Raw genomic sequence first — 409 nt, forward strand, 5'->3', positions numbered from 1 at the left:
AGTTCACGCTCAGGCCCTGGTCAACAATCATCTTGCAGACTCTTAGCTTGAAAGCGGCGTCGAATTTTCTGTACTTCTTGGTCATGGAATATTCCTCAATAGGTGTAGTTTCACCTATTGAGGTGTCCGGGACTATTAGACCAGCTCAGTGGGTCAGCGCCGATGATGTTGGCTGTGCCGCCGTCATCGCGAGCAAGCTCAGCTCCCACAGGGCTTGATGGTGTACCCAGATATTGCAAACACCAAAGATCCATTGTGGGAGCGAGCCTGCTCGCGATAGCGGTGGGTCAGCGCCGGTGATGTTGGCTGTGCCGCCGTCATCGCGAGCAAGCTCGGCTCCCACAGGGTTGGGTGGTGTACCCAGATATTACAAACACCAACGATCCACTGTGGGAGCGAGCTTGCTCGC

The 409-nt window shown here is 55.0% G+C and carries 1 protein-coding gene; it reads left to right on the top strand.

Features of this window, described 5'->3' with window-relative positions; all coding sequences use genetic code 11:
- Window positions 1–218 (top strand): hypothetical protein (locus tag AB4Z20_RS28100; RefSeq protein ID WP_442091252.1); only part of this gene is annotated, 218 nt, incomplete at its 5' end.
- Between the last annotated feature and the right edge of the window lie 191 nt (window positions 219–409).

This window comes from Pseudomonas sp. KB_12, assembly GCF_052114545.1.
Classification (GTDB): Bacteria; Pseudomonadota; Gammaproteobacteria; order Pseudomonadales; family Pseudomonadaceae; genus Aquipseudomonas; species Aquipseudomonas brassicacearum.